Here is a 332-nt window from a genome sequence, read left to right as displayed (position 1 = left end):
CAACTATTTAACTTTATTGCTTTTGGCGTTTCATTTGTAGGTTTCTTAGGGTCACTGATTTATCTATTGATTAAATTTATCCAACAAAAACGCAAAAAGAAGACGAATGGCTGGTCAAGAAACCATACCTTACTAGCTGCCTTTTCAGCAGTTGGATTGCTTGTCATGATGACAGCTACCTTCATGATACTAAAATTTGTATCAGATCCTGTCATAGTTATATCTTCGATGCAACCCTTGTTTTATATCAATTGGTTACTGCCTATATTTACTGTTGGAATGATTGGCTGGTTAGCAATAAATTGGCGTAAGCATGACGCAAAAGTACTGAC

Annotated in this window: 1 protein-coding gene; it reads left to right on the top strand. The window is 35.8% G+C overall.

Going from position 1 to position 332, the window contains the following annotated elements; translation table 11 throughout:
* Window positions 1-332: hypothetical protein (locus RV15_RS18825; RefSeq protein ID WP_167364122.1), on the top strand; the 332-nt coding region annotated here is incomplete at both ends.

This window comes from Enterococcus silesiacus, assembly GCF_001886225.1.
Classification (GTDB): domain Bacteria; phylum Bacillota; class Bacilli; order Lactobacillales; family Enterococcaceae; genus Enterococcus_L; species Enterococcus_L silesiacus.
This window is presented reverse-complemented; position numbering and strand designations above follow the sequence as displayed.